Origin of the sequence: Flavobacterium limnophilum (assembly GCF_027111315.2) — a bacterium.
GTDB classification, from domain to species: Bacteria; Bacteroidota; Bacteroidia; order Flavobacteriales; family Flavobacteriaceae; genus Flavobacterium; species Flavobacterium limnophilum.
Map to the genome: position 1 here is coordinate 3,716,964 of NZ_CP114289.2, position 21,759 is coordinate 3,738,722.

Here is a 21,759-nt window from a genome sequence, read left to right on the forward strand (position 1 = left end):
ATTGTAATATCAAATCATTATATTTTTGCAACCTCATTCCAAAAAAACAACTTATGTCCTTCCAGCCTGTATTTGCCCAATTTTGGGAAAAAGTAAAAGAAAGCATCGAAAATAAAACCTACGCCAAATTAACCTTGGCCAAAACCATTGGCGACACCGAATTGAAAAACATTTACGTTCGCCCAGTTTTATTAGAAAATGATGTATTTAGCCTTTCGGTTACGGCGCGTTACAAAACTGAAGAAATTGAGAGTTTTCATTCTCTGGAAGAAGCTTTTTTTGTTTTGGCTCCGTATATGAACAATCCGTTTTTGACGGCATTATTATTCACCACAGAAAACGACATTACCTTTAAACTCAACAAAAAACGTGTGGGAACTATCATTGAACAAGCACCGACTTTCAAAAATGCTTCGGACGTGATTTTAGAGATGAAAGAAAAGGGAATTTAAAGTAAGTTTGCAGTGGTCAGTGATCAGTTGTTGGAATAAATAAAACCAGTCTGTCATTAAGCTGCAAACTGCGACTGAATACTGAACACTGCCAACTACTTCTCCCCGTCCCATTCCGCATAAAACTGTGAAAGAAAACCTTCCATATAGCGATGTCTTTCTTGGGCAATTTGTTTTCCGGTTTGGGTATTCATTTTGTCTTTCAACAACAATAATTTTTCATAGAAATGATTGAGGGTTGGCGCTTGGCTGTTTTTATATTCCTCTTTGCTCATATGAAGTTTTGGAGCAATATTCGGATTATATAAAGGTCGGTTTTTGAAACCACCATAATTGAACGTTCTGGCAATGCCAATGGCGCCAATGGCGTCCAATCGGTCTGCATCTTGAACGATATCCAATTCGATAGACAAGAATTCCTTTTCGGTGTTTCCGCCCTTAAAAGAGATGTTTTCTATAATATTGATGACGTGCTGGATTGTTGCTTGGTCCACGTTATGGGATTCCAGAAATTCACGGGCAATTTTTGGGCCAACTGTTTCGTCTCCATCATGAAATTTACTGTCGGCAATATCATGAAGCAAGGCACCCAATTTCACGATGTCAACATCGCAAACTTCGCCATCGGCAATTAGCAAAGCGTTTTTATACACTCGTTCAATGTGAAACCAGTCGTGTCCTCCTTCGGCGTTTTCTAATTTTTCCTTTGCAAAAAGAATGGTTTTGTTGACTATCGCTGAATAACCCATATTTCAAGTGTGTTTATAAAAAAAGCTGATTTTCAAAGTTTTAAATTCAAAAATCAGCAATTCAATATTTTAAAAAATTTCGAGGACAAAATCTACAATCTCGCCGGTTCTACCCATTTGAATTGGAACGACTCTTGTGGAATGACCAATCTTTCCGAAATTCTGGCCATTCTAGCCGGCAATTTCATCAAATAATCACGTGCTTTCTCGGCTTCGTCGGTCAAGCTTCCTATTTTGTCAATTTCCCATTTATCGATTAGTTTTTGCATGATATCCACGTAATCGTTGGCAGTATAAACCCCGATTCGTTGTGCGGAATCCGAAAAATGTTCAAAAGCAGAACTTATTTTTTGCCCTGATTCTCTCAAGAAATGAGCAGGCATCACGATTTTGGCTTTCATCATGTATTGAAACGCCAACATCATTTCGCTTGGATCAATTTTGAAAATTTGGTTCACGAATTCACTGTAAGCAAGGTGATGACGCATTTCGTCGCCGGCAACCATCTTGCACATTTTGGCTAATTTACTGTCGCCATAACTTTTGGCCAATTGTGAAACCCGGTTGTGGGAAACATAAGTCGCCAATTCTTGAAAACTGGTGTACACAAAGTTTTTGTACGGATCTCTTCCGGTTCCAATGTCGAAACCATCGTTTATCAAATGTTGCGTGGTCATTTCGATTTCTTTCATGTTCACGCGACCCGACAAATAAAGGTATTTGTTCAGCAAATCACCGTGACGATTTTCCTCTCCGGTCCATTGGCGAACCCATTTAGCCCAACCGTTTCTTTCCAGATTATCAACGCCTTCCACTTCCATCAACCAGTTTTCATAGGTTGGCAAAGCTTCTTCCGTAATCATGTCGCCTACCATGGCAACCCAAAAGTCATAAGGCAAATCTTTGGAGATTTCTCTCAATTCCTTAACTTCTTCCAGAAAATTATCGCTTTCTGAATTGGGCAAAAAATCAGACGGTTGCCAAATTTTTTCCACTGGAATTAAATATTGGTCAACATAAGCGCTGACGTTTTTTTCTAGAAGCTGCATAACTTCTAATCGTATGTTTTTAATTGACATAGGTGTTTTTGGTTTATTATTTTTAGCTTGGGATTTCTCCCAAGAATATGCAAAGTTAGCACATTTTTAAAGTTTTATCCCTTGAACGATAGCATTTTCTGTTTTTGACATCAAATCTTCAAAGGCGTAATCCTTTACGGACATCGCTTCGTGGATGGTAAAAGTAATGTGATTTCCCAACCCATAAGGAAAAAACCCATATCGGAAGAACTTCCAGGAGTTATTGATGGTTATGGGAACAACGTAGGCTGATGGTGCATATTTGCACAATATTTTCAATCCGCTTTGTGCAAATTCTTTTGGTTTTCCCGTTTTGGTTCTGGTTCCTTCCGGAAAAATAACGGCCGAGCGTTTGTGTTTTTCTATGTATTGCGACATTCCTTTTATCAATGGGATTGCTTGTTTTGGGTCCTTCCTGTCAATCAATACTGATCCTCCGTGTCTCAAATTGTAGGAAACACTTGGAACTCCTTTTCCCAATTCGATTTTGCTGACAAATTTTGGATGAAATTTTCGCAAAAACCATATCATTCCAATAATATCATACATTCCTTGGTGATTGGCCACAAAAATGATGGGAACTCCCGTTGGAATTTTTTCTCTTCCCTCAATTTTAAAAGTGTTAAACAAGACGAGTCCTATTCTCAACAAGATCAAATTCATGTAATCGACCGTTTTTTTGTGGGCTTGATACCCAAAAATGTTGAAACAAACCCATTGAACGGGATGAAAAATAATTAATGTCAAAAGGAATAACAGAATAGCAATAAAGGATATGGGATAGGATATAATTTTTTGCATTATGTGATTTTTTTGGCAAAAATAGGAAATATATTTTTGTTTGGTACTGTTCCCAAAAAGCCTAAGAAATTATTAACACGACACTTTTTAATTTTGGAAACATCTTCTGTAAAAAAACTAAGTCTTTTTATGTTCCAGAAATTAGATTTTTATTCCTTGAACAATGGTTTTCTCTGTCTTTTCCATTATTTCGTCAAAAGTAAAGTCACTGACTTTAAATGATTTATGAACCGAAAACTGAATATGATGTCCAAAACTTAAAGGAAAATATCCATATTGATACACTTTCCAGGAATTGTTGATGGTTATGGGAACAATATGGGCCGAAGGTGCATATTTACACAAAATTTTCAGACCACTTTGGGCAAATTCCAAAGGCACTCCTGTTTTGCTTCGGGTTCCTTCCGGGAAAATAACCGCCGAACGTTTTTCTTTTTCGATGTGTTCTGCCAGGGATTTTATTTTGGGGATGGCTTGTTTTGGATTGCTTCTATCAATAAGCACGTATTTGCTTTGACGCAAATTATAGGAAATCGCCGGAATACCTTGGCCCAATTCTTTTTTGGTCACGAAAGCCACGTGAAACTTCCTCAAATACCAAATAATTCCAGCCGTATCCAACAAACTTTGATGATTGGCCACAAAAATTATGGGGACGTTTTTGGGGATTGATTCCCGGTTTTCAAAAGTGTATCTCGTGCCCAAAATATGGGTGCATTTCATTGTAAAATAAGCGATGTAATCAAAGCATATTTCGAGTCCTTTGTCTCCAAAAATTTTATAAACTACCCACTGGACGACGTGAATAGTACACAAAACCACCAAATAAGAAAAATAATAGAGTAGCGTTATGGGGTATAATAAAATTTTCTTCATTCTTTTTAAAATTATACGCAAAAGTAATGATTTTTGGCGTTCGATTTTAATCAAGAATAATTATGCTGTTTGGGGTTTAATTGTACCTCTACTTAAATTATAATTCTCAAACAATTCAAAATTATAAAAAATAATATCGATAGGCAAAGGAAGGATTTACTGAATTCTCAATCTACCAGATTTTAAAATATTTTATATCTTTGTACTATTAAAAATTACTACTATGGCAACAATAACATTATCTTATGACGCTCGTAACGTTATCGCAAAAAAAACAGTTGCTTATATACTTTCGTTGGGCGTTTTTAAAACCATCAATAAAACAGCAATAGATTTATCTTTGGAAGATGTGAAAAAAGGGCATGTTACTACTCATAAAAGTGCAGCAGACTATTTCAAAAACCTTAAAGATTAATGTACGTTGTAAAAACAACTAGACAATTTGACAAAGAAGTAAAACTTTGTAAAAAAAGAGGTTACGATCTTTCTAAACTAGAAAATGTAGTTTCTATTTTGGAAAAAACAGGAACACTACCCCAAAAATACAAACCACATAAATTATCCGGGAATTATGAGGATTGCTGGGAATGTCACATAAAAGGCGATTGGCTTTTAGTTTGGCTACAAAACGACAATGAACTTACCCTTTTATTTATCAACACGGGAACGCATAGCGACTTATTTTAGACCATCTCTCGAAAAAATTAAAGTAGAAGATTGGCACATATTCCGCCAACTATCTGATATACAAAATAAGTAAAAATTCCCCATCAGTATATTTCACATTCCAAGCTGTTACCGTTTTAATCGTACCTTTGCCCCCTAAAATCTTTGCTATCTTTTAAAATAAAAATGAACTTCACTTACCCCAAATCCGAAAAGCTTAAAAGTAAAATCACGATAGATTTGCTTTTTTCCAAAGGCAAATCCGTGTCCAAATATCCTTTGAGACTGGTTTTTGTGGAAAGCGATTACGGCATTGCCGAAGGTTCAGACCAAAAGTTGAAAATGGGCGTTTCGGTTTCCAAGAAATACTTCAAACACGCCGTGGATCGCAATTATTTCAAGCGCGTGCTTCGCGAAACCTATCGATTGAACAAACATTTGCTGGTGGATCATCTGGACAAGCCTTATGCCATGATGTTTTTTTACCAAACCAAGGATCGATTGACTTACGAAGAAATCAACACCAAGACCATTCAATTGTTTGAAAAGTTTGTCCACCAGATGAAAAAAGAAGAATAACTGCGTTTCCTTTGCGTACAAATTTTTTATTGGCGATTAATTCTTATTTTAGTGGTCTAAAACTAAGCCAATCTTAATATGACTTCCCCTTTCAAAAAAAAATTCATTCTTCCCGTTCTAGCTTCGGCATTTTTGTTTGTAGGCGTTAGTTTCAAAGACGATTTTTTTGAAATTGCCAAGCAAGTAGAAATATTCACGACCCTTTTCAAGGAATTGAACAAGAATTATGTGGACGAAACCAATCCTGGCGATTTAATAGACAAAGCCATCAAGGGAATGTTGACCAGTCTCGATCCGTACACCGTTTATTTCAACGAGCAGGATGTTGTCAAATTCAAAATCAACAACACGGGCGAATACACCGGAATTGGCGCAATGATTACCCGAAAAAATGATAAATTAATAATCAAGGAGCCGTACAAAAACTTTCCTGCCGACAAGGCTGGGTTGAAAGCCGGTGACGAGGTGATTCAAATAGGCGACGTGCTTTTGTCTGATTTCAAGGACGATGCCTCGCAACTTTTCAGGGGTGCCAAAAACACCAAAATCGATGTCAAATACATTCGCCAAGGCAAGACAAACACCACCCAAATCGTCCTTGACGAAGTGGAAATCAAATCGGTGCCGTTCTATGGAAAAATAGACGAGAAAACCGGCTACATTGTTTTGGCGCGTTTCAACCAAAAAGCTTCACTCGAAACCAAGCAAGCATTGGAACAATTAAAAAAAGAGGGTGCCGAGAGAATTATCCTTGATTTAAGAGAAAATCCCGGTGGACTTTTGAACGAAGCCGTGAATATTTGTAATTTATTTGTCCCGAAAAACGAAATAATCGTTACCACAAAATCAAAGATAGAGAAACACAACAACACCTATAAAACCTCCAAAGAACCTGTGGACACCGAGATTCCATTGGCTATTTTGGTCAACGGAAAAAGTGCTTCGGCTTCGGAAATTGTTTCGGGAGCTTTGCAGGACTTGGATCGAGCCGTGGTTATTGGCAGCCGAAGTTTTGGAAAAGGATTGGTGCAAAGACCCGTGGACTTGACTTATGGAACGCAGTTGAAAGTGACCATTTCCCGTTATTACACGCCTTCCGGAAGATGCATCCAAGCTTTGAATTATTCGAATAAAGACAAAAACGGAATCGCCACAAAAACCGAAGCCAAGAATTACAACGCCTTCAAAACCCGCAAAGGCAGAACGGTTTATGATGGCGGCGGCATCCAGCCCGACATCGAACTGGAAGAAACCAAGATGAGTCCAATAACCGAAGCCTTGGTGAAAAACGACGGAATTTTTAATTATGCAACGGCTTATTATTACAAAAACCCCAATTTAGGCAACCAAATTCCAAACTTTTCTGATGCCGATTTCCTAGATTTCAAACAGTTCCTGAAAACCCAGAAATTCGCTTTTGACACTGAAACGGAACTAGCCCTGAAAAATACTTTGGCCGTGGCCAAAAAAGAAAAAGTGGACGAAAGCATTAGTGCAGAATACCAGCAATTACTGGCTGCGCTCCAAAAAAGTGAAGAAAAATTATTGGATAAAAACCAAAAGGAAATCAAGAATTTAATCACGGACGAAATCATCAAACGCTATCAATACCAGGAAGGTTTGTATCAATATTACCTCAAAAACAACTCCGAAATCAAGAAAGCGGTGAGCGTCCTGAACAACGTTGCCGAATATAAAAGCATTTTGAAAATGTGATGAAAAGAGGATTTCAAATAGCACTTTTTTTAACTTTTGGTTTTCTTTCAGCTCAAGAAAATACTTTTAAATCCGTGTATTTTGAATTTGACAAATTCGATTTGGACAAAAATGAAATAAATACAATTATAAGCATAATCAACTCTCCTAATTTTTCCCAATTTGAAGCCATTCAAATTTATGGCTATTGTGACGACAGGGGAAGCGAGGATTATAATGATAAATTATCTAAAAAAAGAGTGGCCACCGTTCAGGAAATCTTGCTTTCCAACGGCATTTCACAAAACAAGATTTTTATTTTCGAAGGCAAAGGACGAGTGAATCTGGACAAAGACAAGGTGAAAAATTTGGAAAAAACACGCTATAAAAACAGGCGTGTTGATCTGGTTTTTCTCAAAAAATCGGTTTATGCTTTCATTCCTGCCAACCCAAAAGTGGGCGACCTCATCGTTTTGCAAAAGATTACCTTTGAAATGGGTTCCAGCATTCTTTCTATTGCAGCCAAAAAAGAATTGGACAGAACCATTGTTGCATTGGAAAAGCACAAGTCGCTTCGATTTGAAATTAAAGGCCACGTATGTTGCACCTCAAGAAAAAATTCGGATGCTATTGACGAAAAGACCCAAGACAGGAATCTTTCGTTAAATAGAGCCAAAAACGTGTTTGCCTATCTTCGATCCAAAGGGATAAGTCCGTATCGAATGTCTTATAGAGGGTATGGAAACCAGTTTCCGTTGGGAAAAGGGGATGCGCTTGACAGAAGGGTGGAATTTTTGGTTACTAAAATATAATTACTCCCTTTTCATCTCGATATGCGGAATATCGTCTTCCAAATACATTTCGCTGGTTTGGACAAATCCGTGACTTTCGTAGAACTTTTTCAAATATAATTGCGCTCCAATGGTGATTTTGCTTTCGCCAAAATGATTCTTGATTCCGGCAATGGCTTCCCGCATCAAGTCGTGACCCCATTTTCTGTCTCGATAATTGGCATCTACAACCACTCTGCCAATTGAGGCATTCTCAAAAGATATTCCTGGCTTGAAAAGACGTGAATACGCCACTATTTTGTCTTCGAATTCGCCAAAAAGATGCAGCGCCAGTTTGTCTTTTCCGTCAAGATCAAGATAAACGCAATTTTGTTCCAGTACGAATATCTCGCTTCTTAACCTCAGCATATCATAAAGTTCACCAACAGAAAGGTACTCGAAAGATTTAATTGTCCACTGTATTTCCATTTATTTCAAAATAACAATTGATTTTATGATTGATTCCAATTCGTGCATCAAATCGCGTTCTTCTTTTGAGGGCGAATAACAAAACCCTTCCAAAACCAGTATTCTATTATGCTCTTTGTCCACAATGGCGTAATTGACAAAAGGACCGGACATGAAATCGTTTTTAAGTTCCCATGTTCCCCTGGTTTCGTAGGTTTCTTTGTCGTTGAGTTTGGTTTTAAAAAGATAGGGAGCATAACCGTCTTCGGTAATCATGTGGGTGTCCAGTTCTGTTCCTCGAATGTATAAATTGCCTATGGAATCCCGCATTTTAATGATGTTTGCAATCTGGTTGGGAGCTTTTTTGATGGAACTTATTGGAACCTGATAAATCAAAATACTGGTATTGCCGCTGGTAATTTCTTTTTTCAACCAAAGAAATTTACTGTTTTGATGTGCATACAAATAGCCGGAAGGAACTTGTAAAGAAATCTGGAATTTGTTCTTGATAATTATCGGATTCAGCAAGGACTGGGCGTTGATTCTTTGGTTCTCGGCAATTTCGGTTTCCTTTATGATTTGAATTATTTTTGGCGCGTTTTTTTCAATGATTTCCAGAATGGCGGTATTTGTTTTTCCCGAAACATGAAACACGTTTTGAGGCGAAGCATATTGATTTTTCTTTATTACAAATTCGTTTTTATTCTCTTTTTTAACCACGATAATCGTCCTGCTGTCCGTCATGAATCCTTCCATTAATTTGGCTGGATATTGGTTTATCGTGAAAAGGGGCTCTTCTTGCGGCAGTCCGATAACGGGCGATGCAAACTTGTTTCGAATGCGGTCGCCCACCTCTCCATTCCAAAGCTGGTCGTCGATTATGACCGAAATAGTGTTGATTTTGCCTGTGGCTTTTCTTGGCATATCTTCCTCTTGTTTTTTGCAAGAAAAAAACAAAAGCGAGAAAATGGGCAGTAATAAAAAAAGGTTTTTGTTCATTGATTCTGTAATTAATTATCAAAGAAAGAGAAAAAAGCCTTTGGAAGAATATTAGTTCTACTCTTTCGAAATGTTTTTCAGCTGAATGTTTCTAAAATCAATTGGCGAACCTTCATAATTTAAGGATATTTTGCCTTCGACCGAAGAAGCTTCCACACATTCGTTGACCAATTTTCCGTTCAAATATTGGGTAATTTTCCCGTTGAATGATTTGATGACAATGGTGTTCCATTCGCCATAAGGGTTCTCGTTGGCACTGAATTTTGGAGAAGTGACACTTGCCCCGGCTTCAATTAATTTTCCGTTCACTTTTGCAGTTACTTTGTCCAGAAAGATGAAATCGCCGGTGGTATTTTCTTTTATTTGAAATTGGATTCCTTTTGGCCAGATGTTGTCGGGCGAATCTACCGGTATGTTGTACATCACGCCGCTATTTTTCTTGCCATTGCCTCGATTGAATTTTTCTTCAATGTTCCATCGAAATTCCAAACTTAATTCGAAATTTTTATGGCTTTTTTTGGTCATCAGATAACCAATGTTTTCGCCGTGCATTCGAATCATTCCATCGGCGAATTCATATATTTTTGAAGGGTCTAATTTTTCGGAACTGGTTTTGGTAAAAGCGTACCAATCATTCATTGACAGGCTTTTTTGTTGAACGGCACAAGAATTTAAAAGGAAAAGGAAAAGGAAAGCAAAAGCAACAGTGATTTTTTTGAACATTGGTGTCATTTTATATAAAACGAAGGATTTAAGATTTAAGCAAATTTACAGCAAAAATTAATACAACTATCTATATCTAAACAATTAGATTCTAGCGAAAATGATGGGGTACTTTAAACCATTAAGCGAATTAAGAAAGTTAAGAACACTACAAATCTTAATTTTCTTAATTCGCTTAATGTCTAAATGTTTCTGTCTTTTACACAAACACCTATATAAATTTTGAAATCTAAAATTCCTTTAACTATCCGTTTATTTTTAATTTCATTCCAGGTTTAAGCTCTTCCCCACTGATATTGTTCCATTTTTTTATATCAGCTATTGTAACTCCTGGGTATTTTTTTGAAATGCTGTATAAAGAATCTCCTTTTTGGACCAAATAATCATAGTTCTTGCTTTTTGAAGACGAAGCCAAATTTTTCTTGTATGATTCGGCAACGGCTTTGCTTTCAACAGCCATTTCACTTTTGGCAACAATCAAACTTTTCCCTAAAGCTATGTTGTTGTCGGATAAATTATTCCATTGTTTCAAATCGTCAACAGAGCTACCGTATTTTTTGGCTATACTTCCCAGATTGTCTCCTTTTTTAACAATGTATTCCACGTTTTCCATCTTCGGAGCCACGGCCAATTCTTCTTTGGCATTCTCCTCAATTTTAGCAACCTGCAATGAAGTTCCTAATTGGATTGAAGCATTGGAAAGCTTGTTCCATTCTTTTATTTCTTCGACCGAAACGTTGTATTTCTTGGCGATGTTGCTCAAATTATCTCCTTTTTGAACAACGTAATAAGTAGCAACAGCTGTAGATAATGTGTCGGATTTTATACCTTTCTTGGCTTTGTCTTCTTTGTTTATTTTAGCATCTGAAGCCGCAATTTGTTGATTGTCTGCTTTTGGTTCTTTTTTAACTGTTTGAACCACACTTTCGTTGGTAATGATTTTCAAGCTTTTGCCGCGAGACACCGTGCTGCTTTTCAGTCTATTCCATTTTTTGATGTCGGCAACGGTAACGTTATATTTATCGGCTATTTCGCCCAAATTATCACCGCGTTTTACGGTATAATATTTTGTTTTGGCAAGAGTTACTCGCTGTTGGGAATTCAAAGTATCTGTTGCTGCAATGGCTTTAGTAACCTGAAATGGTCTTTCACGAAAATCCAGTTCACGCTTTACGTAGGCATAAATTTTGTCCTCGTTTGAAGCAAAAATGGAGATTTTCCCTGTTGGCAATCTTAAATAATGGGGTTGGTCTTGATAAAACGGAACAACATTCATTTTGTAAGACGGATTCAATAATTGTAATTGTGCTACGGGAACGTCCAATAAATCAGAAATTTGTTTGAACGACATTTCTCTTTTAATCAATATGGTATCCGTTGCAAAATGTGGTATTGCTGCTCTGCTAGGTTTTATTCCGTGTTCTTTGTGGTATTCGTAGATGTACATTGTGGCAAGAAACGCTGGTACATAACCTTGGGTTTCTTGGGGCAAGTGTTTTTTAATGTTCCAAAAGTTTTGCTGTCCACCTGATCGACGAATCGCTTTGGCAACATTCCCCGGACCTGAATTATAAGAGGCCAAAACCAAGTCCCAATCGCCAAAAATAGCATACATATTGCTCATGTATTGGGCTGCGGCTTCGCTGGCTTTCAGTGGATCGCTACGATCATCTACATAAGAATCAATCTTGAGGTTGTATTGTTTTCCGGTTTGGTACATAAACTGCCAAAGTCCCGTTGCGCCCATTCTGGAAACTGCTTTTGGGTTCAAGGCCGATTCCACGACTGCCAAATATTTTATCTCCAGCGGCACATTTTGTTTGGCCAAAGCTTCTTCGAAAAGGGGGAAATAATATTCTGAAATGGCCATTAGGCGTTCAAAAGATTTTTTTCTGTTCTTGAGAAATGACTTGATGATGTTTTCCAGACCTGGATTGTATTCGATGTTGAATGGGGATTTGGCATCCATTTCCGCCAATCTTGATTTTAGCAATTCCGTTGACAACTCATAATCAACCTTTTCGTTGATATTGATGTTTTTGATGTCATTGGAAATATCATTGTATAAATCCAAATTGGTCAATTCCTTCATCCAGAGACTGTCAACACATGAAGCCAAGTCGTCTTTTATGAAAGTTTTTTTGATGGAATCTAAATAGAAATTATTGGTTTCTTTTTTGACAATCCCTTTGTTTTCGCCATACTTCTGCGAAAACAAAGACATTGACAATAATAGAAAAAACGATATTGAGGTGTTTTTTATATTCATACTTTTTTAATCAACGTACTATACTCAAACGATTAAAAAGAAATCGTTATTTACAAACTTAATACGTTATAACTAAAAATTTCAGTAAAAATTGTTAAAAATGCAATTTTTAGTCCAAAATAGCTGCAATTCCGGGTAAAATCCTACCTTCAAGCATTTCAAGCATCGCTCCACCACCAGTTGAAACATAACTTACTTTGTCCTCGAAACCAAATTGTTTTACTGCCGCAACCGAGTCACCTCCACCAACAAGTGAAAACGCACCGTTTACTGTTGATTCTGCAATAAAGTTACCCAATTCGATGGTTCCGTTAGCGAAACTCTCCATTTCAAAAACTCCCAATGGTCCATTCCAAAGGATGGTTTTTGACTCCAGAATTACTTTTTTGAAGTTTTCCAATGATTTTGGTCCTGCATCCAAACCTTGCCATCCATCAGGAATTTCACGAACATCGACAATTTTGGTATTGGCATCATTCGAAAAAGCATCGGCAGCAACAACATCAACTGGAATGTGGATTTGAACGCCTTTTTCTTTGGCCAATCTCAAAATTTCCAATGCCAATTCTTGTTTGTCGTCTTCGCAAATAGAATCTCCTACTTTTCCGCCCAAAGCTTTCACGAAAGTAAAAGTCATTCCGCCACCAATAATCATGTGATCCACTTTATCCAAAATATTTTCGATAACCGTGATTTTTGAAGATACTTTTGAACCTCCAAGAACTGCCGTTACTGGTTTTACTGAATCTTTCAAAACCTTGTTCAAGCTTTCGATTTCTCTTGCCAACAACAATCCGAAACATTTGTCTTTTGGGAAAAATTGTGCAATTATGGTTGTTGAAGCATGGGCTCTGTGGGCTGTTCCAAAAGCGTCGTTTACATAAATATCGCCATGAGAAGCCAATTCTTTTGCGAAAGCAACATCTCCTGCTTCTTCTTCAGCATAAAAACGTAGATTTTCCAACAACAAAATTTGTCCAGGCTGCAAATTGCTTACTGCTTTCTCGGCTTCACTTCCGATGCAGTCAGGCGCAAAATAAACGGTTTGACCCAAAATTTCCGAAGCTTTTTTTACAATGTGTCCCAATGAATATTTTTCTTCTTTTCCTTTTGGTCGTCCTAAATGTGACATTAAAATCACGCTTCCGCCATCGGCAAGAATTTTGTCGATCGTAGGTTTTGCGGCTTCGATACGAGTAGCATCCGTTACATTGAAATTTTCATCTAAAGGCACATTAAAATCAACTCTGATTATGGCTTTTTTGTCTTTGAAATTGAAATCGTTTATAGTTTTCATTGTGTATTATTTTTTTAATTTTTTGAAAGAATAACAAATATAGAACTTTTCAGGAACTTAAAAATAAGAATAGTTCTAAAATCATGGCAATCCGCTAACGAAAACGTTATAATGCAATGAAATAATCGGTTTTTTAAATTTAATTTAAAAAATTGTACCTTTATTTTCCTAATTTTTTTTGGAGCTCATTCAAAAAAACAAATCAGCAAGAAACCAACAAAAACCATAACCCATGATACATTCTCTATTATTTGATTTAGACGCCTTGCATATTGTCATTATTTTGTTTTTTTCGATGCTCGCCGCCGTTTGGATTGGCTACAAAATAGCTGGCAAAAACACGAAAGTCAATTCAATGGCTACCGAACTTTTGTCGCCTTTGTTGGGATTATTGGCTTTGTTGATGGCCTTTACTTTCGGGATGTCCAATTCTCGCTACGATGACCGAAAAAACAATTTGATTGACGAAGCCAACTGTATTGGAACCGCCATTTTGAGGGCAGATATTTATCCCGATAGTTTAAAAATGGAGTTTAAAAAAGATTTTAAATCGTACCTGGATTCCAGAAGAGACTTTTATACTTTGGAAAACGATGAAGCCAAAATCAATGCTTCCTTGAAAAAATCGGCCCAGATGAGTGATAAGTTGTGGAATCGCGCCAGTTTTTTTGCCAAAGACAAAGATTATTTCATCCAATCGAACATGATGTTGCCCGCCTTGAACGACATGTTTGACAGCGCATCAAAGTCAAACATTGTTTTTAATTCGAAGGTGCCTGAAACCATTGTCTATTTGTTGTTGATTTTTTCGGTCATCATTTCATTATATATTGGCTACAAATCAGGACTGGAGAAAAAAATAGAACGGAATTTCATTTTGGGTTTTTGCCTTCTTATCTGTGTCGTGATTTTTATCACATTGGATTTGGATCGTTCCCGTCGAGGTTTAATTAAAATCGACGCCGAAATTGAAATTATGCAAAAACTGAATCAAAAATAAAAAAGCATAAGTATCCATTCCTTATTTCAAATGGCTGTTTTGATGGCGGTATTCTCCTGGAGTCAGGCTCACAATTTGCTTGAATATTTTTGAAAAGTGGGGCAAACTGGAAAATCCCGTGTCTACGGTGATGTCCAGGAATGTTTTATCGGTGGTGGCAATGAGGTATTGTGCCCTTTCTATCTTTTTTTCGTGAATATAATTCAGTGGTCTTTGCCCAGTATGGATCAGAAATTGTTTCGAAAAATAATCTTGATTCTGGTTGACTCTTTTCGCTAATTGGGCTACGGTAAGGTTTTTGTCCAAATGAAGTTGCACATAACTCATCGTATCAAGAATTTTCGAAGGTACCGATTGGGAATCATTTGACTTGAAACCATTTGAACCCAGAAATCTCGAAATCAGCTGAAACAGGATTCCTTGATTTTCAAACTTGAGGTGTGTTTTAATTTCATCATTAAGCGACTGATATTCTTTGTAATAAGATTCTTTTTCATATACTTTCGGATTGTCTGATCGATTAATTCCTCTACCCGGATTCCCTTGTAGCAATCTTTTGACAAGTATTAAGTCAATTTCCGTAGCCGCTATTTTCATCACCGCCCTATTATTGGTAAACAAAGAGATTCCGTCGGGAGATTCTTCAAAAAACTGGATAAAATACTGGCTCAAAAAAGCATCGCAATTCAAATTACAAATCGTAAAACTAGGGATAAGATACAAATAACCCGGTTCTAAAATTAATCTATTGGAACTATCCGAAATAGATCCAATACCCTCATCAATATAATACAGTCGATAATACGGACTGATCACATTATTAAAATTCCAATTATGATTCAGTTTCACATAATCTACGTGCAATAAGGAGAACGAATATTTAAAAATACTTTTGGACATAATAATTGTGAAAATCGTTTTTAAATAATAAAAAATCGTTTTTGTGTAAAATAAAATTACTGAATCTCGGCTACATTTGTTTTGTTAATTCAAAAATAATGGATTAAAAAAATTAATAATCAAATTTATATATAAAATATGTGCCATAATAAAAGTTTGTAAGCCTGTTTTACCATTAAATTAAAACAGGAAATAAACCAACAAAGTCGGAAATATATAAATTACATTCCAAATCATGAAAAGATGAACAGAAGAAATGCTTTAAAATTAGGCGTATCAGCGCTGGCCGGACTTTACTTATCTCCTTTATTGGGTCAGTCCCGTATTCTAGAAACTCCCGCTTTCAAAGGAACGTTTGAGCCTACTTGGGATTCTTTAAGTAAATATCAAGTACCAGATTGGTTTCGAGATGCCAAATTTGGAATGTGGGCACATTGGGGACCTCAATGCGAACCCGAAGCCGGAGATTGGTATGGCAGAGGAATGTATCAGGAAGATTCACGCCAATATAAATTTCATTTAGAAAAATACGGTCATCCTTCAAAATTTGGCTTTAAAGACGTCATCAATGTTTGGAAAGCCGAGAATTGGAATCCAGAAGAATTGGTGAATTTATACAAAGATTCGGGTGCCAAATATTTTATGGCCATGGCCAATCATCATGATAATCTGGATTTGTATGACAGCAAATACCAGCCTAACTGGAATTCGACCAAAGTAGGCCCCAAAAAAGACATTATAGCCGGATGGGAAAAAGCGGCCCGTAAAGCGGGATTGCCTTTTGCGGTAAGTGTTCACGCTGCCCACGCTTGGAATTGGTTTGATACTTCTCAAGGCGCTGATAAAAACGGCGCTTTTGCGGGAGTGCCTTATGATGGAAAACGGACTAAAACTGACGGAAAAGGAACTTGGTGGGAAGGTATGGATCCCCAAGATTTGTACGCACAAAATCACCCATTAAGTGTGAAATCTTCAAATAAGTCATCTGTTCACAGTCAATGGGATTGGGCAGATGGTGCTTCAATACCTTCCTCAGCCTATTCTGAAAAATTTCATGACAGAACAATTGATTTGATCGATAAATACAATCCCGACATGATTTATTTTGACGATACAGCATTGCCATTATGGCCTGTTAGCGATGCAGGTTTGCGAATAGCGGCACACATGTACAATAAAAGCCTCCAAAAAAACAAAACCGTTCAGGCAGTAATTACAGGCAAAATACTCAATGAACAGCAACGCAAAGCCATCGTTTGGGATATCGAAAAAGGACAAAGCAACAACATTGAACCTTTGCCTTGGCAAACAGATACTTGCATAGGAAATTGGCATTATGACCGTGGCGTATATAACAATAAACGCTACAAATCGGCCAAAACAGTGATTCATACTTTAATTGATGTGGTGAGCAAAAACGGAAATTTGATGCTCAATATTCCAGTTAGAGGAGACGGAAGCATCGACGAATTGGAACGCGAAATTGTGAAGGAAATAGGCGTTTGGATGAAACTAAACAGCAAAAGTATTTATGGCACCCGACCTTGGAAAGTATTTGGCGAAGGCCCACAACAAGGAAGTGCCGGAGCTTTAACCGCCCAAGGATTTAACGAAGGAAAAGGAAAACCCTATACAGCCGAAGACATCCGTTTTGCTCAAAAAGACAAAACGCTTTATGCCACTGTAATGGCTTGGCCAGAAAATGGTACTGCAATTATCAAGAGTTTAGGCAGTGAATCTCCTCATCATACTGACAAAATAAAACAAATCAGATTAGTAAGTACAGGCGAGAAACTGAAGTTCAAACAGACTGAACAAGGTCTTGAAGTGTATTTTCCAAATCAAAAGCCAGAAGCTTCCTATGCTAATGTTTTAGAGATTATTTAAAATAAAAAAGTATGGTATTCAAAAAGCTATGTTATGCCTGCGATTTAGTTGATAATCCAGAGTTAATAGAACAGTACAAAAGCTATCATTCTAAAGAAAACGCTTGGCCCGAAATCACTAAAAGCATCAAAGATTCTGGAATTATTGATATGGAAATTTATTTACTTTCCAACCGATTGTTTATGATTATGGAAGTCGATGAAACTTTTACACCAGAACGCAAACAAATGATGGATGCCGCCAACCCAAAAGTTCAGGAATGGGAAAAATTAATGTGGCAATTTCAACAAGCGCCTCCAGGAGCCAAAAATGGTGAAAAATGGTTGGAAATGGAACGGATATATAAATTGGAATGAGTTTTTGAGTTTTATTGAATAAATTAAAAAAGTAGCATAATTCTTGATAACAATGGTTTTAAATTAATCAAAATCACTTTAAATGAAATCCTTTTTGAATCGTTTTCTAAGCTTAGCCTTTATCCTTCTTGTCACAAACATCACTTTCGCCCAAGCATCAAAAGAAAACAAATGTGCCGTTCTTGGAGTAATTTTAGAAGGCGGATTGACCAACTTGCAAGAAGCCAAAGGAATCCTGGGAATCCAATTTAAAAATCTAAAATCCGACAATTGGTCGGAAACTGCACTTATTCTTGAAGCTTTTGGCAACAAGGGAAAACAGATTAATCAATTCAAAACAGATATAGATTTCAGTAAACTTCCCGAAGGTTATCAATTTATTCCTTTTGAAAAACAAATAGATTTGGCTCAAGCCGAATTTTTACGTGTTACAATTCTATCAAAATCAGGAAAAAGCCTTTTCACGGCTGATTTCAAAAATGGAAGTTACAAAGGAATTCCAAACTATTCCAACTGGATTACGCATCCAAAATATGGAAATGGCCCAGGAGTTATGAACCCGGAAAAAGTTCCCGCCGGCATTGATCCTGCCGTTGTGAATACCAAAAATCTTAATGTAAATTATCTTTATGATGATTCGTATCAAATTGGGAAACAAGATAATGTATTGTGGTATAAAACCGGAGCTTATGACCCAAATGCAACTATTTATGACCGTGACGGAAAAGATTGGGAAGAACAAGCTTTGCCCATTGGCAACGGTTATTTGGGCGCAATGCTTTTTGGGATGCCCGGAAAAGATCATATCCAATTTAACGAAGAAACTTTTTGGGCTGCAGGTTATCGAGGTGTGCAGGAAAAAGTGGCTTCGGATTATATCAACCGAAAAATGGGCGAAGGCATAAACGGCTTCATGAATAGCGGGAAAATTTTTGTTGATTTTAATCTACCGCAAAATCCAGAAATTCTGAATTATTACAGAGATTTGGATTTGAATACCGCCGTTTCATCTGTTCGTTATCAATACAAAAAGATGAATTATAAAAGGGAATATTTCGCTAGTTATCCTGCCCAAGTCATAGTTTTGCGATATACCGCCGATGAAGCAAAAGCATTAAATTTCAGCGTAAAACCGGTATCGGCGCATCCCGGAAACATTCAAGTGAATAATGGAATTATTGCCATAACTGGCAAACTAAAAGACTCCGAGCCATATACCGGTGGCGGAAAAGCGACTTATAATCAAACGTCTGATTTAGAATATTGTACCAAAATAAAAGTGATTGCCGATGATGGAGAAACTTTAGACCATTATGGCAATGTTGAAGTTAAAAATGCAACGGGAGTAACCATAATTATTACATCTGCAACCGACTATGACCCGAATGCTTTTAGCATCAATGCTGATGGAAAAGTAAATTTAGAAATATCTCAATTCAAGCACAAAGACGGCTTACAATTTGCAATTCAAAAGGCGGAAAACCGACTTTCGAATACCGATGGAAAGACCTATGAAATATTAAAAAAAGAACACATCGCCGATTATCAGCCAATATTTAATCGCGTGAGTTTTGATTTGGGTAAAAAAGAAACTTCAAAAGCAATTCCTACTAATGAGCGAGTTGCGGCTTACGCCAAAGTGGTTAAAGGAATAAAAGCGGGCGAAAGCATTTCTTATCCAAAAGCGGAATATGATGCTTTAGATAAAAACTTGGAAAGTTTGTTTTACCAATATGCACGCTATTTGATGATTGCTTCTTCTCGTGAAAAGACCTTACCGTCGACTTTGCAAGGAAAATGGAATCAATCCGTTGCCGAGATTTGGGGATCGACTTATTGCATCAACATTAATTTAGAGATGAATTATTGGTTTGCTGGAGGCGCCAATCTTGTTGACAGTGGAAAAGCATTGGCAAACTGGATTGAATCGCAAATACCTGCGGGTTCGTTGACGGCTCGCAATATGTACAATATAAATTCTTCGGCTTATCATTTAGACAAACAAAAAAATATTGTTTTTGAACCTTCCAAAAATGAAGCGGTAGATGGTGTTTTCGTGATGCATACCAAACAATCCATCAACGGACAAACGGATTTAACGGGTTCGACAAATATTCAGTCGCCAGGAAATACCGCCTTTTTAATGTATAATGTCTGGGATCTTTTTCAGCGCAGTCAGGATAAAAAATGGTTGGCTGAACAATTGTATCCAATATTAAGAAAATCGGCCAATTTTTATGCCGCTTATCTCAACAGCAATAAGGTAAAAACGGACGATTTGAAACAATACCCGAAGGGCTATTTTTATACCACAGGAAAAGGAAGGTCGCCGGAACACGGCCCATATCAAACAGGCGTGAAATATGATTTGCAATTGATTGCAGGACTTTTGGATTATACTTTGGAAGCGGCAAAAATCTTGAATATTGATGTTGAAAAACAACAAGTTTGGAACGAATTAAGAAACAATATCGAAAAACCTGTTGAACTTGGAACCGACGGTCAAATTAAAGAATGGATACAAGAAACAAAGTATAATAAAGACAATAACGGAAAAGATTTGGGAGATCCGCATCACCGTCATATTTCGCATTTAGTGGGATTGTATCCCGGAAATTTAATCAACCCGCAAACTCCGGAATTTCAAAAAGGAGCGCAAATGGTGTTGCAAAAACGTGGTGATGACGCCACAGGTTGGTCTATTGCCAATAAGTTTTTGATGTGGACTCAAGTGCAGCAAGGCGACAAAGCTTTAGAATTATTGCGATATCAACTGGCACAACGTACCTATTCCAATTTATTTGATTTTCACGCACCTTTTCAAATAGATGGAAATTTTGGCGCAGCAGCTGGTATTCAAGAACTACTTTTGCAAAGCAATAATTCAGATATTTATCTTTTGCCTGCTTTACCATCGCTTTGGACAGAAGGAACCATCAAAGGAATTATTGCAAAAAATGGAACTCAAATCGAAATGACTTGGAAAAATGGAACATTAGAAACCGCCAACATTATAAATTTGACGGGAAAAACGATGTATATCCATTATGCTAAAGCCAAAAAAATACAATTGGATATTGATGGCAAATCTATGGTTTTGAAAGCGTCTGAAGGGCGTTTTAAACTCCCTAATAGTTATCCGGGACAAACCTTTGTTTTGAAATTTTAAATTCGTTATACGCAACAAAAAAATTTAATCGTGAATCGGACTTTGGGTACAAGGACAATCACTGATCCCTTGAAGGAAGTCCAATCCAACGGTAATCATGTGCGTGCCGGAATTAAAGGCCGTCATTTCATTGAAAGTCATTTGGTAAGAATAGCCAAAATAGAAAACGGATTTCTTGAAGCCCGCCATTGGTCCCAAATTTAAAGGCTTTAATACCTGGTCATTCAGAAAACGATAAGACATCCCTACCCAATAGTAATCGTTGTTATTGTTGTATTTTCGATACTTGGCGTTCAAATCGGTGCTGGAACGTCCGTCACTGGCGAAGTATTGAAAATAGACCGAAGGCTCAATCTCGGCATAATTATTAGTTTTAATCACGTAACCTGTATAAGTTTGAAAATTGAGGAGCAAATTGGGTTCAATTTTATATCCGGAAAATTGGTCGATGTCTTTATTCAAAATATTGTTGGCATTCAAACTCAAATAAAAATCACCCCTGCGATACAGAAATCCAACATCAAAATTATTGTTTGAAAATTTTCTGTCGTCTGTAATGGCATAATCGGGATTGGTGGGGCTTAAATTGGAGATGTCGATACTAAAAGTGTTGACGTTGTAGGACATACCAAACGACAAATATTGTTTGGAATAATAATCCAATATCAAATGATGGGCAAAAGAGAATTTGGCTCCCGCTTGATTGGTATTTCCATTTTTGTCATTGTAGAAAGAAAACCCAACTCCGGAACGATCGGCAATTCTAAAATCTCCATATAGGGATTGATTGTCGGGTGCGTCTTTTATCCCTACCCATTGGGTTAGTCCGTTGGCCCTGATTCTAAGATTATCGCCAATTCCGGCATAAGTGGGAGAAATCACGAAGGGATTATCGGCTAAATATTGAGTGAAAACCGGTAGATTTAACTCTTGACCGTAACCCGAAGTTACAGTCAAGAGCAAAAAAGACAGTATTGCTATTTTTTTCATTTGAATTCTTTTTATGATCGGAACGCTGTCGTTT

The 21,759-nt window shown here is 37.1% G+C and carries 21 protein-coding genes; 10 read left to right on the forward strand and 11 right to left on the reverse strand.

Features of this window, described 5'->3' with window-relative positions:
- The first annotated feature begins 53 nt into the window (after positions 1–53).
- Positions 54–452 (forward strand): hypothetical protein, encoded by a 399-nt coding sequence (locus OZP13_RS15480; RefSeq protein WP_269241005.1) that lies wholly within the window; start codon positions 54–56, stop codon positions 450–452.
- 95 nt (positions 453–547) lie between these two features.
- Here the strand turns inward: OZP13_RS15480 and OZP13_RS15485 are convergent, their stop codons facing one another.
- From OZP13_RS15485 to OZP13_RS15500, 4 genes are all read right to left on the reverse strand, one after another.
- The gene (locus OZP13_RS15485; RefSeq protein WP_281297756.1) at positions 548–1,201 is read right to left on the reverse strand and encodes an HD domain-containing protein; all 654 of its coding nucleotides are present in this window, start codon (positions 1,199–1,201) and stop codon (positions 548–550) included.
- Positions 1,202–1,293: 92 nt separating this feature from the next.
- Positions 1,294–2,280 carry an acyl-ACP desaturase gene (locus tag OZP13_RS15490; protein WP_269241006.1) on the reverse strand — a complete coding sequence of 329 codons (987 nt, stop codon included), beginning with the start codon at positions 2,278–2,280 and terminating at the stop codon, positions 1,294–1,296.
- Positions 2,281–2,346: 66 nt separating this feature from the next.
- Positions 2,347–3,081, reverse strand: a complete 735-nt coding sequence (locus OZP13_RS15495; protein WP_269241007.1) for a lysophospholipid acyltransferase family protein — start codon at positions 3,079–3,081, stop codon at positions 2,347–2,349.
- Positions 3,082–3,222: 141 nt separating this feature from the next.
- Positions 3,223–3,957 (reverse strand): lysophospholipid acyltransferase family protein, encoded by a 735-nt coding sequence (locus OZP13_RS15500; protein ID WP_281297757.1) that lies wholly within the window; start codon positions 3,955–3,957, stop codon positions 3,223–3,225.
- 223 nt (positions 3,958–4,180) lie between these two features.
- Here OZP13_RS15500 and OZP13_RS15505 point away from each other — a divergent pair, with 223 nt between their 5' ends.
- The 5 genes from OZP13_RS15505 (at position 4,181) to OZP13_RS15525 (ending at position 7,709) form a co-directional block, all read left to right on the forward strand.
- A complete protein-coding gene (locus tag OZP13_RS15505; protein ID WP_281297758.1) occupies positions 4,181–4,372 on the forward strand; it encodes a hypothetical protein in 192 nt (63 codons plus the stop codon).
- A complete protein-coding gene (locus tag OZP13_RS15510) occupies positions 4,372–4,644 on the forward strand; it encodes a type II toxin-antitoxin system YafQ family toxin (RefSeq protein ID WP_269241009.1) in 273 nt (90 codons plus the stop codon). The genes OZP13_RS15505 and OZP13_RS15510 overlap by 1 nt, the downstream gene beginning before the upstream one ends.
- Before the next feature lie 165 nt (positions 4,645–4,809).
- On the forward strand, positions 4,810–5,202 hold the full coding sequence (gene rnpA, locus OZP13_RS15515) for a ribonuclease P protein component (RefSeq protein ID WP_281297759.1): 393 nt from the start codon (positions 4,810–4,812) through the stop codon (positions 5,200–5,202).
- Between the two features lie 78 nt (positions 5,203–5,280).
- On the forward strand, positions 5,281–6,918 hold the full coding sequence (locus tag OZP13_RS15520; RefSeq protein ID WP_281297760.1) for a S41 family peptidase: 1,638 nt from the start codon (positions 5,281–5,283) through the stop codon (positions 6,916–6,918).
- A complete protein-coding gene (locus tag OZP13_RS15525) occupies positions 6,918–7,709 on the forward strand; it encodes an OmpA family protein (RefSeq protein WP_281297761.1) in 792 nt (263 codons plus the stop codon). The genes OZP13_RS15520 and OZP13_RS15525 overlap by 1 nt, the downstream gene beginning before the upstream one ends.
- On the opposite strand, the gene OZP13_RS15530 is transcribed toward OZP13_RS15525, so the two are convergent.
- The 5 genes from OZP13_RS15530 to OZP13_RS15550 form a co-directional block, all read right to left on the reverse strand.
- Positions 7,710–8,156 carry a GNAT family N-acetyltransferase gene (locus OZP13_RS15530; protein ID WP_269241013.1) on the reverse strand — a complete coding sequence of 149 codons (447 nt, stop codon included), beginning with the start codon at positions 8,154–8,156 and terminating at the stop codon, positions 7,710–7,712.
- A complete protein-coding gene (locus OZP13_RS15535) occupies positions 8,157–9,134 on the reverse strand; it encodes a DUF4837 family protein (RefSeq protein ID WP_281297762.1) in 978 nt (325 codons plus the stop codon). It lies immediately after the preceding gene.
- A 57-nt stretch (positions 9,135–9,191) separates the two neighbouring features.
- Positions 9,192–9,857: a 3-keto-disaccharide hydrolase gene (locus tag OZP13_RS15540; RefSeq protein ID WP_281297763.1), complete on the reverse strand. Its 666-nt coding sequence runs from the start codon at positions 9,855–9,857 to the stop codon at positions 9,192–9,194.
- A 244-nt stretch (positions 9,858–10,101) separates the two neighbouring features.
- Positions 10,102–12,126 (reverse strand): LysM peptidoglycan-binding domain-containing protein, encoded by a 2,025-nt coding sequence (locus tag OZP13_RS15545; protein ID WP_281297764.1) that lies wholly within the window; start codon positions 12,124–12,126, stop codon positions 10,102–10,104.
- 109 nt (positions 12,127–12,235) lie between these two features.
- Entirely contained in the window at positions 12,236–13,423 is a 1,188-nt protein-coding gene (locus OZP13_RS15550; RefSeq protein WP_281297765.1) for a phosphoglycerate kinase, read from the reverse strand.
- A 232-nt stretch (positions 13,424–13,655) separates the two neighbouring features.
- On the opposite strand from OZP13_RS15550, the gene OZP13_RS15555 reads away from it, so the two are divergent.
- A complete protein-coding gene (locus OZP13_RS15555) occupies positions 13,656–14,423 on the forward strand; it encodes a hypothetical protein (protein ID WP_281297766.1) in 768 nt (255 codons plus the stop codon).
- Positions 14,424–14,444: 21 nt separating this feature from the next.
- Here OZP13_RS15555 and OZP13_RS15560 read toward each other — a convergent pair whose 3' ends face one another.
- The gene (locus OZP13_RS15560; RefSeq protein ID WP_269241017.1) at positions 14,445–15,323 is read right to left on the reverse strand and encodes a helix-turn-helix domain-containing protein; all 879 of its coding nucleotides are present in this window, start codon (positions 15,321–15,323) and stop codon (positions 14,445–14,447) included.
- Positions 15,324–15,566: 243 nt separating this feature from the next.
- Here OZP13_RS15560 and OZP13_RS15565 point away from each other — a divergent pair, with 243 nt between their 5' ends.
- The 3 genes from OZP13_RS15565 to OZP13_RS15575 all read left to right on the forward strand — a co-directional run bounded on the left by OZP13_RS15565 (position 15,567) and on the right by OZP13_RS15575 (position 20,735).
- Positions 15,567–17,210 (forward strand): alpha-L-fucosidase, encoded by a 1,644-nt coding sequence (locus OZP13_RS15565; RefSeq protein ID WP_281297767.1) that lies wholly within the window; start codon positions 15,567–15,569, stop codon positions 17,208–17,210.
- An 11-nt stretch (positions 17,211–17,221) separates the two neighbouring features.
- Positions 17,222–17,566 carry an L-rhamnose mutarotase gene (locus OZP13_RS15570; protein WP_281297768.1) on the forward strand — a complete coding sequence of 115 codons (345 nt, stop codon included), beginning with the start codon at positions 17,222–17,224 and terminating at the stop codon, positions 17,564–17,566.
- A gap of 82 nt (positions 17,567–17,648) precedes the next feature.
- The gene (locus OZP13_RS15575) at positions 17,649–20,735 is read left to right on the forward strand and encodes a glycoside hydrolase family 95 protein (RefSeq protein ID WP_281297769.1); all 3,087 of its coding nucleotides are present in this window, start codon (positions 17,649–17,651) and stop codon (positions 20,733–20,735) included.
- 24 nt (positions 20,736–20,759) lie between these two features.
- Here OZP13_RS15575 and OZP13_RS15580 read toward each other — a convergent pair whose 3' ends face one another.
- The gene (locus OZP13_RS15580) at positions 20,760–21,725 is read right to left on the reverse strand and encodes a PorP/SprF family type IX secretion system membrane protein (protein WP_281297770.1); all 966 of its coding nucleotides are present in this window, start codon (positions 21,723–21,725) and stop codon (positions 20,760–20,762) included.
- Positions 21,726–21,759 lie beyond the last annotated feature (34 nt).

Bases quoted from the DNA above. Each gene is read 5' to 3' on its own strand.
- OZP13_RS15480 (WP_269241005.1), top strand. From the start codon at position 54: ATGTCCTTCCAGCCTGTATTTGCCCAATTTTGGGAAAAAGTAAAAGAA.
- OZP13_RS15485 (WP_281297756.1), bottom strand. From the start codon at position 1,201: ATGGGTTATTCAGCGATAGTCAACAAAACCATTCTTTTTGCAAAGGAA.
- OZP13_RS15490 (WP_269241006.1), bottom strand. From the start codon at position 2,280: ATGTCAATTAAAAACATACGATTAGAAGTTATGCAGCTTCTAGAAAAA.
- OZP13_RS15495 (WP_269241007.1), bottom strand. From the start codon at position 3,081: ATGCAAAAAATTATATCCTATCCCATATCCTTTATTGCTATTCTGTTA.
- OZP13_RS15500 (WP_281297757.1), bottom strand. From the start codon at position 3,957: ATGAAGAAAATTTTATTATACCCCATAACGCTACTCTATTATTTTTCT.
- OZP13_RS15505 (WP_281297758.1), top strand. From the start codon at position 4,181: ATGGCAACAATAACATTATCTTATGACGCTCGTAACGTTATCGCAAAA.
- OZP13_RS15510 (WP_269241009.1), top strand. From the start codon at position 4,372: ATGTACGTTGTAAAAACAACTAGACAATTTGACAAAGAAGTAAAACTT.
- rnpA (WP_281297759.1), top strand. From the start codon at position 4,810: ATGAACTTCACTTACCCCAAATCCGAAAAGCTTAAAAGTAAAATCACG.
- OZP13_RS15520 (WP_281297760.1), top strand. From the start codon at position 5,281: ATGACTTCCCCTTTCAAAAAAAAATTCATTCTTCCCGTTCTAGCTTCG.
- OZP13_RS15525 (WP_281297761.1), top strand. From the start codon at position 6,918: ATGAAAAGAGGATTTCAAATAGCACTTTTTTTAACTTTTGGTTTTCTT.
- OZP13_RS15530 (WP_269241013.1), bottom strand. From the start codon at position 8,156: ATGGAAATACAGTGGACAATTAAATCTTTCGAGTACCTTTCTGTTGGT.
- OZP13_RS15535 (WP_281297762.1), bottom strand. From the start codon at position 9,134: ATGAACAAAAACCTTTTTTTATTACTGCCCATTTTCTCGCTTTTGTTT.
- OZP13_RS15540 (WP_281297763.1), bottom strand. From the start codon at position 9,857: ATGTTCAAAAAAATCACTGTTGCTTTTGCTTTCCTTTTCCTTTTCCTT.
- OZP13_RS15545 (WP_281297764.1), bottom strand. From the start codon at position 12,126: ATGAATATAAAAAACACCTCAATATCGTTTTTTCTATTATTGTCAATG.
- OZP13_RS15550 (WP_281297765.1), bottom strand. From the start codon at position 13,423: ATGAAAACTATAAACGATTTCAATTTCAAAGACAAAAAAGCCATAATC.
- OZP13_RS15555 (WP_281297766.1), top strand. From the start codon at position 13,656: ATGATACATTCTCTATTATTTGATTTAGACGCCTTGCATATTGTCATT.
- OZP13_RS15560 (WP_269241017.1), bottom strand. From the start codon at position 15,323: ATGTCCAAAAGTATTTTTAAATATTCGTTCTCCTTATTGCACGTAGAT.
- OZP13_RS15565 (WP_281297767.1), top strand. From the start codon at position 15,567: ATGAACAGAAGAAATGCTTTAAAATTAGGCGTATCAGCGCTGGCCGGA.
- OZP13_RS15570 (WP_281297768.1), top strand. From the start codon at position 17,222: ATGGTATTCAAAAAGCTATGTTATGCCTGCGATTTAGTTGATAATCCA.
- OZP13_RS15575 (WP_281297769.1), top strand. From the start codon at position 17,649: ATGAAATCCTTTTTGAATCGTTTTCTAAGCTTAGCCTTTATCCTTCTT.
- OZP13_RS15580 (WP_281297770.1), bottom strand. From the start codon at position 21,725: ATGAAAAAAATAGCAATACTGTCTTTTTTGCTCTTGACTGTAACTTCG.